We start from the raw sequence: 702 nt of genomic DNA on the forward strand, positions 1-702 counted from the left end.
ATGGTGGAAAGGTACCTCACTTCCCCAGCGAGATGCTGGTTTCAAGGTGTCCACCATCTGGGGGTCAGGTCCAAAAGTCTGCTAGGGCGGCATCGATAAGGCCTATGTGGTCGTGGTTGTCGCCTACGCGTTGTATTTCCCTATCGATGACCCGCAGGCGTGGTGTATCCAGTATCCACTGCTCCATGTTGGTCGCTGCGACGAGGGGTAGTTCTTGCATGCGGAAGTGCGCCCTGATAATCCCCGACAGGGTGCTGTAGGTTAGGCCTAGGTCTTTAGCCAGGCTGGTCAGTGTCACATCCACGTCATCATCGTCGAGGTCGGGAAGGAGTGACTGGTAGAACACCGGGGTTCTTCCGGGCATGTGCTCCAGCTGCGGCAATAGGATTACCGGGTGTGTTGGTGGCATAAAAGACCACCGGCACCCCTGCCTCAGCCTCAGCATCAGTGCCGGTATCAGCGTCAGTGTTGGTGTCGTAGTCCAGTGGCTCGCCGGCTCTGACATTGCCAGGTATACGATCAGTATCAGCCTGGTGGTCAGTCGACCAGGCGTCTACTGGTTCGTGTCCTGTCGTGGTCGGTGGTGGTGTCGGTGTTGTGGTCATCGTGATCATGCCCCCGGGGTGGAGAGTGTCTAATGGTTTGTGTGTGGGAACCTAACCCGCATAAGGAGATGAACCAGAATGACTACTATGGCGAGAC

Annotated in this window: 1 protein-coding gene; it reads right to left on the reverse strand. The window is 56.7% G+C overall.

The window, feature by feature from the left end; translation table 11 throughout:
• Positions 1–64: 64 nt before the first annotated feature.
• Positions 65–409 carry a hypothetical protein gene (locus tag ABRP86_RS11530; RefSeq protein WP_349864477.1) on the reverse strand — a complete coding sequence of 115 codons (345 nt, stop codon included), beginning with the start codon at positions 407–409 and terminating at the stop codon, positions 65–67.
• Between the last annotated feature and the right edge of the window lie 293 nt (positions 410–702).

It is taken from the genome of Corynebacterium sp. KPL3927 (assembly GCF_040225835.1).
Classification (GTDB): Bacteria; Actinomycetota; Actinomycetes; order Mycobacteriales; family Mycobacteriaceae; genus Corynebacterium.